Source organism: Novosphingobium acidiphilum DSM 19966 (genome assembly GCF_000429005.1).
GTDB classification, from domain to species: domain Bacteria; phylum Pseudomonadota; class Alphaproteobacteria; order Sphingomonadales; family Sphingomonadaceae; genus Novosphingobium; species Novosphingobium acidiphilum.
In genome coordinates, this window is the sequence record NZ_AUBA01000035.1 from 1 (window position 1) to 6866 (window position 6866).

Annotated in this window: 8 protein-coding genes and 1 pseudogene; 4 read left to right on the forward strand and 5 right to left on the reverse strand. The window is 54.3% G+C overall.

From position 1 onward, the window contains the following. The coding region (locus G404_RS0117040) for an integrase core domain-containing protein (protein WP_028642130.1) at positions 1 to 255 on the forward strand (255 nt) is incomplete at its 5' end. Positions 256 to 304: 49 nt separating this feature from the next. After that, positions 305 to 565, forward strand: coding sequence for a fatty acid desaturase CarF family protein (locus G404_RS20235; RefSeq protein WP_156906370.1), 261 nt, complete (start codon positions 305 to 307; stop codon positions 563 to 565). Here the strand turns inward: G404_RS20235 and G404_RS0117045 are convergent. The 5 genes from G404_RS0117045 to G404_RS0117070 all read right to left on the reverse strand — a co-directional run bounded on the left by G404_RS0117045 (position 549) and on the right by G404_RS0117070 (position 6090). Beyond that, a complete protein-coding gene (locus G404_RS0117045; RefSeq protein ID WP_036521916.1) occupies positions 549 to 1823 on the reverse strand; it encodes a capsule biosynthesis protein in 1275 nt (424 codons plus the stop codon). The two genes, G404_RS20235 and G404_RS0117045, sit on opposite strands and share 17 nt — an antisense overlap. Then, positions 1823 to 3295, reverse strand: a complete 1473-nt coding sequence (locus G404_RS20240; protein WP_245584581.1) for a capsular polysaccharide export protein, LipB/KpsS family — start codon at positions 3293 to 3295, stop codon at positions 1823 to 1825. Before G404_RS20240 ends, G404_RS0117045 begins: the two co-directional genes overlap by 1 nt. Before the next feature lie 163 nt (positions 3296 to 3458). Beyond that, positions 3459 to 4283, reverse strand: coding sequence for a 3-deoxy-8-phosphooctulonate synthase (gene kdsA / locus G404_RS0117060; protein ID WP_028642134.1), 825 nt, complete (start codon positions 4281 to 4283; stop codon positions 3459 to 3461). 6 nt (positions 4284 to 4289) lie between these two features. Continuing rightward, a complete protein-coding gene (locus tag G404_RS20245; protein ID WP_084601474.1) occupies positions 4290 to 5093 on the reverse strand; it encodes a 3-deoxy-manno-octulosonate cytidylyltransferase in 804 nt (267 codons plus the stop codon). A 67-nt stretch (positions 5094 to 5160) separates the two neighbouring features. Further along, positions 5161 to 6090, reverse strand: coding sequence for a KpsF/GutQ family sugar-phosphate isomerase (locus tag G404_RS0117070; protein WP_245584582.1), 930 nt, complete (start codon positions 6088 to 6090; stop codon positions 5161 to 5163). 222 nt (positions 6091 to 6312) lie between these two features. Between G404_RS0117070 and G404_RS19605 the strand changes: the two are divergent. Both G404_RS19605 and G404_RS19610 read left to right on the forward strand, forming a co-directional pair. Next, positions 6313 to 6531, forward strand: a pseudogene (locus G404_RS19605) (transposase); the annotation flags it as partial. A 64-nt stretch (positions 6532 to 6595) separates the two neighbouring features. Next, a partial coding sequence (locus G404_RS19610) for a transposase (protein ID WP_211230805.1) occupies positions 6596 to 6866 on the forward strand: 271 nt, incomplete at its 3' end.

Sequence of the window (6866 nt, forward strand, 5' to 3'; positions counted from 1 at the left end):
AAGATCGAGCGCTGGCACCAGACCTTGAAAAATCGCATCCTGCTGGAAAACTACTTCCTGCCAGGCGACCTTGAACTCCAGATCGAGGCCTTCATCGAGCACTACAATCACCAGCGCTACCACGAGAGCCTGAAAAACGTCACGCCCGCTGATGCCTACTTCGGCAGGGCCCCAGCCATCATCAAGCAGCGCGAAACCATCAAGCGACAGACCATCGAACATCGACGCTTGCAACACCGCAAGCTCGCCGCCTAAAACCAAACCCCAGACGAGGCCCGCTCTCCGTTAATTTACGCCGCCTGATGTGCCAAATGTTCTGACGACGGACACATTTGCGCAATATTTCCACGGGAGTCTTCACCGGTTGGAGAATCCCTGGTTTATCCCAGTTCTACGCAAGGCAGGGCTGCTCATGAGCCCCGTGGCCCATCAAATCCACCATGACACCTTGCAACGCGACTTTGCGACCAATTGCGGTTGGTCTAATCCCGTTATCAATCGTTTGTTTATCTCCTTGCGAGCGCAGGGTATGCTTGATGATGCAGGTCTTACGCCCGCAGAATAAGATTGGTTTCTTCTGTGCTCAACTCGCGTACTGGCATGACAGGCAGGCCATCGTCGGAAAGTAGCCGCCTCACGCTGTTTTTGACGAGTGTCGCAACCCCTGACTTGCTCGCTAAGCCACCGCGAACCAAGCACTTGGCGTGGATCATGCGTTTGAACGCCCGGTAAAGTTTGTCGTCAGGATATTGCGGTTGTGTCCAGAAGGTATCGAGCCCCAATTGATGGGTGATGCCTTCTACGTCATAGACTGCCTCACCCAAGGCTATCACAGGGCGACCGACTTCGAGTCCGAGCGTGCCTGACGTTGAATTGACGCAGACCATGCCCCTTGCCTTCGACGCGAGCTCACCCAGATCGCCACCGTCCATGTGATGAACGCGATCTGCAACCCCGAGTTTCTTGGCCATATGTGCGATGGTTGTACGCCAATTGCGATAGCTACTGTCGAGCGGATGTTCTTTGACAACGAGAACGGCATCTGCCGCCGCGAACTTGGCGAAACTCTCAAGAACATATTCCACAGCGATAACCATGGACCCGAACGGCGAGTGGGCGCGAATCTGGTAGTCCCCTGAAAGTTGCAAGGGGAACAGGAAGTACTGTTTGCGCTTGATCAGCATGAGAGTCTGCTCGGCTTGGCGCGCGCGGCGACCTTTGCGAGCGAGTTTGATGAGCCAACCGATGCCGTCAAGCGCCAGCGAACCCTGCCTATGGCTCGAGTAAAAAGGATAAGCGAATTTGCGCACGACAACGTGGTAGTAATGCCAAAAGCTGTCATGCGCCCGACGCTTGAAGCTTGCCGTTATCCGCGGCAGGTTAGGTACGTCCGGAAGCCATTTGGCTTGCGAAAGAATGATTTCGGGATTGCGTTCGATGGGCGAATGCCCATTCACGCCATCGCGTTCAAGCGTCATCCAGTCGGGCCGAATGTAGCCTTCTTCAAACACATGGATGTGGACTCCGCGCATGCGTGCCATGCGCAAAGCGATCTGATGCATGGGCCTACAATCACCAAAAAGCACCAAATCAGTGATCTCGTGGGTCCGCACATAGCGATCGAAAAAAATCGGCCATTTTCTGCGACCGCCACGGTAATTGACGCTTCTTTCGGGCCAATCGTACGCATCGCCGCCGCATATATTGATGCGGTGTGTATCCATGCCTCTGTCTTCGAGGGCCTTTGCAAGTTCCCGAAAAAACGGCCCAGGGGGGCCCTGAAGGAACAGGAACCTTTTGCTCTGATTCGCGGCGATAAACATTACCGACCTCCGAACATTGTGCTCAAAACGGCTTGCAGTTTGCCCTGCCATTCTCTGAGCAGAACGAGATACGAGGTAACTGTTGCTTCGCCTTTCGCCATACGTTCGATGACGACTTCGGCAGGGCAGGGTAGGCGTGTGACTGGATCGATATACCGAGGATAAAGCAGCAATGTTGCAGCAACGAGTTCGTTGAGCGAACGCGTGCGTGTTCTGCGCGGGGACATTGCGCAAAGGTCTTTGGTGAGACCCCAGCCAGCGTAAAATGGCATACCGTGCGTGATGACGCTTTTTCCTCGAATGAGGGCCTCAAAACCGGCCAGAGACGTGATGACGTGAAGACAATCCACAGCGTTGATCAAAGCGGCAACCGGGCCGGTGCGTTCAATATGATTAGCATAACTAAGAATTTGCTCATCGGGAATGTTACCCTTGCGGTGACCAGCTTCGACATCTGGATGAGGCTTGTATACGATCCAAGCGTCATTCTCGATTGCACGGGCTCTAGAAAGTAGCTCCAAATTGGAGATACCTCGTCCGCCGCTTATCATTGACCGATCGTCCTCTACTTGCCCAATGACAAGTACCCGGCGCTTGTCGCTTGGCGGAAGATCGATCGCTCCGCTTCCCGACGAATACTTTGAAATAGATGCTTCAATTAGTTTCGCACAAAGTGCCGAGGCGCGCTCACAAAGCGTTGAGTTTATTTCTTGGGTCTCGAGAATCGTTTCGAGATCGCTCGGTGTTTCCGGGTCGAAGTAAACACCCCTTGAATCGATTATTATGGACAAAGGTGGGACACAGTTTGCACCCAAGCCTTGTGATCTTATGAAGCCGTCCTCGACCTCACAAATTTGGAAACCTTGTGCTACAAGGTCTTTGAGCAGGGCAGGAGTCGTACGCGATTTCCACGCTGCGACTTGAACGGCACCGTCTCCTCTACAAGGCACACGGCGGCTATAGGGGGGCGTATTGGCTCCATCCCAGAGGAGTGCATCGAGCGTCACGCGCTTCCAGCCCGCAACTCCATAAATCGCCCCAATCGAACGGTTTGCATCTATGAGTTTGCGCCATTCTGCCAATTGCTCGATCGCCTGAAAAGGAGACCAATCGGAGCCATCGAAAGGCGAGATGTAGCTCCACTGTGCGACTGCTGACGCGAGGGCTGATAAAGGCTCGTGGCCACATCGCTCGAAATGGCCTGATCCAAAAATTCGAACATGCTTGTCGAGTAGGGCGCAAACCAAAGCAATGTCTTGGTTCGCATCGGCCCAAATTGCGTTTGCATGTTGGGCGAGATGCCATGGATCTGGACAAGCTGGTGTTGTTCGATGGCCTTGGGGGATACTCAATCCCGGTTTTTCGACGATTGTGCAGGATTGACCATCAAGAAATGAGAGCATTTCATGGAGTTGGTTCGTATTGTCTGGAACCAGCACGAGCTTGTGATGGATCGCGAGCTTCGGCCGCACGCCCCAAAATGTTCCCCCGACCTGTTCTTGGCGCAAAACATCTGCCAATTTTGGGAGGTCGACATCGGCGCAGCCTGGGCTAGCCAAGCTTGTCACTCGGCTGCCAGGGAAGGGGGGAATCCTTAGGAAATATTGCATAAGTGCTGTGGTCACGGCTCGGCTTTCAGCTCTTCACAACTGCGTCTATTTTGGCCAGCTGCGCAAGAAACGGCTCAAGCTCTGCGAGGGGTAATGCGCAAGGCCCATCGCAACGTGCACGAGAAGGGTCGGGGTGGGCTTCCAAAAACAAGCCAGCAATTCCCACAGCTACGCCAGCTCGGGCGAGGGGGGCAATTTGGTTTGCGCGCCCACCTGCACTATCGGCGCGCCCGCCCGGCATTTGAAGGGCGTGAGTGACATCAAACAAAACGGGTGCCAACGGCTTCATGAGGTCGATGCCAAGCATATCAACGACGAGGTTGTTGTACCCGAAGCTTGTTCCCCGCTCGCACAAGATCACGCGATTGTTTCCTGCTTCAGCGCACTTCGTGAGTATGTGTCGCATCTCGTGAGGCGCAAGAAACTGGGGTTTTTTGATGTTTATTACAGCTTTTGTTTTGGCAAGCGCGAGCACAAGCTCAGTTTGCCGGGCCAGGAATGCTGGCAGTTGAAGAATGTCGGCTACTTCAGCGGCTGCGGCAGCCTGATAAGGCTCATGGACATCAGTGATGATCGGAACACCGAAACGGTCCTTGATCTCACCCAGCATTTGGAGACCCAATTCCAAGCCTGGCCCGCGATAGGAATTGATCGACGAGCGATTGGCTTTGTCGAAACTTGCCTTGAAAACGAAAGGGGTACCCAATCGGCTTGTCACTTCGACCATATGACCCGCCACCTCATGCAAGGTGTCGCGATCTTCGATGACATTCATGCCCCCCACGAGAACAAGCGGGCGATCATTGGCAAAGATGATGCCATTGGGAAGATGAACGGTTTGCTGCATCATTTATATCTAGCGCATTTTGCGCCGCAGCAAAACTGCCTCAATGGCTGGAATATCCTCCGGGTTGTTGAGTTCGATACAATCCCAGTCAATCGGATCAAAAGGCACGACACGTACGACCTGTCCCGCGTCCAGAAAGCGCAATTGCTCAAGCCCCTCGACTTCTTCGAGGGGGGAGGGACGTGTCCTTGCGTAGCTTGCAAGTGCCAAGGGCCGATAGGCGTAAACACCCAAATGCAGATGCACAAACCTATGCGCATCTTTGCGTTTGGCGTCGACAAACGGCAAGACGCGCTTGGAAAAAAAGAGGGCGCGGTGATTGGTGTTGAAGACAACCGTTGTTCCCCCAACCCGCCCCTGCATTTGGTCAGTAACGAGATGGTCATAAAGTGAGGCGGAGCATCGAACAGCTGGCGTAGTCATCACGGCGTCAGGCGTTTCTGCAAGCGTCTTTACAAGATCGGAAACAACGAAATCAGGGGTCAGCGGTGCATCACCCTGCAAATTGACGATAATTGGCGCAATCTCACCCAGCACTTCGAGCGCTGCAGCGCACCGTTCTGTACCGTTGCGGCAATGGGTAGGTGTCATGACAACCTGGCCGCCAAAGTTTTGAACCGTATCGGCGATCCGATGGTCGTCTGTAGCGACCCAAACAGTATGTGCCTCGGAGATTGAGCACGCTGTTTCCCAAGAGCGCTGAATGAGACTCCGTGCGTCGCCATCGGCGCCGCGAAGAAGTGCCAAAGGCTTGCCCTCAAAACGTTGGGACCCATAACGCGCTGGTATGATGATGGCAAAGTTTGGGGTCATTTTGACACCTTTCAACGCAAATCCGGCCCTTCAGAGGCGGCGAGACGGGAACGGGCTTACTACATTGTCAGGTCAGTCCATGGCGCAAGAGGTCATGGATATGGATGATGCCAACCGGTTTCTGAGGTGCAATGCCAGTCTTCTCGACGACGAAGGCGGCGGTGATGTTGTTTTGATTTAAAAAAATCAAAGCATCGGATGCGGGCCAGTTAGCCCCAATTACCTTGGGATTTTGGGTCATAGCCTCGCGCGCGAGCATGGATGGTTGAGTAGGCGTCAGCCGTCTTAAATCACCATCGGTGATGATGCCGATTAGCTGGCCGTCGTCTTGAGAGACCCCTGCCAAGCCGAATCCACCAGAGGTCATTGTTGCAATCGCGTCTGTAAGCTTGGTCATGCCGCCGACCAGAGGCAGATTTTCAGATCTATGCATGATTTCATGGACTGGAGCCAGCGAGAGGCCAATCGTTCCGGCAGGATGAAGGGCGCGCAGATGTCGAGTTGAAATACCACGGATGTCCATGACTGTCATGGCGAGTGCATCGCCCAAGGCTAGCTGCACAGTCGTTGAAGTGGTCGGTGCGACATTGACGGAGCACGCTTCTTTGACCCTCGGCAGGAGGAGCCCAATGTCAGAGAGTTCCATAACAGGAGATTTGCGGCGCGATGCCATGCCAAGGACTGTGATTTTTAGGGCCTGAGCATAATGCATCATGGGAAGCAATTCGCGCGTGTTCCCAGAGTTTGACAGCACAAGCAAAACGTCGCCGGTGGTCATCATGCCGAGGTCCCCATGTCCGGCCTCGCTTGGGTGAACGTAAATCGCAGGCGTTCCCGTAGCTGCAAAAGTGGCTGCGATTTTCCGCGCAATGTGACCCGATTTACCCATGCCGGTGACGACCAGCTGGCGCTGCAAGCCAGCAATGGCCTCGCATGCTGCAACGAACGATAAATCAAGGTTCTCTGCCAGTTCGTTCAGGCCGGCAAGCTCGGTCATGATAACATCCTGACCGCGACGCAGGATCTTTTTACTGTTCATTGTATTGTGTTTCCCCGCATCCCAAACAGCAACGTGCGCTAATGGCCCCATCTTTTCTCGCACATGAACAGTTTTGGAACATGGACCAGGTTGCAGGGGCTTCGCTAGGCTCAGGACCTATTAAAAGCGTTGCATAACCGATGATAGATTGATTCAATGGCAGCGCAAGGAGGCGTTGCCATGAGCGATTTGATTTGGTTGTCGGACGCGCAAATGCAGGAGATTGCGCCATATTTCCCGTTGTCGCACGGGATTCCCAGGGTGGATGATCGGCGGATTGTCAGCGGGATCATCTTCGTGATCAGGAATGGCTTGCGCTGGCGTGATGCACCCAAGGATTATGGTCCGCACAAGACGATCTACAACCGGTTTATCCGCTGGAGCCGGATGGGCGTGTTCGACAAGAGGCAGTGTCAGGAATTTCGTGTGCGGGGTGGCATAATGGGTAAAAAGGAGACCCTTTATGGCACGACGCAAAGCCCCTGCGATTCCCGATGACCTGCTCGACCAATTGCTGGCCGGCGGCGATGCGGCAGTCGCACTGAATTCTGGCGAATTGGTCAATGCGCTCAAGAAGGCCTTGGCCGAGCGGGCGTTAAACGCCGAGATGGATTTTCACTTGGGCGACGAAGCTGAGGCGGACAACACCCGCAATGGCTACGGGCGCAAAACGGTGTCGACGGCCACTGGCAAGATCGAGATCGATGTGCCGCGCGACCGCGCTGGCAGTTTTG

Excerpts from the sequence above, each read along its gene's own strand:
- G404_RS0117070 (WP_245584582.1), bottom strand. The coding sequence starts at position 6,090 with ATGACCGAGCTTGCCGGCCTGAACGAACTGGCAGAGAACCTTGATTTA.
- G404_RS0117045 (WP_036521916.1), bottom strand. The coding sequence starts at position 1,823 with ATGTTTATCGCCGCGAATCAGAGCAAAAGGTTCCTGTTCCTTCAGGGC.
- G404_RS20245 (WP_084601474.1), bottom strand. The coding sequence starts at position 5,093 with ATGACCCCAAACTTTGCCATCATCATACCAGCGCGTTATGGGTCCCAA.
- kdsA (WP_028642134.1), bottom strand. The coding sequence starts at position 4,283 with ATGATGCAGCAAACCGTTCATCTTCCCAATGGCATCATCTTTGCCAAT.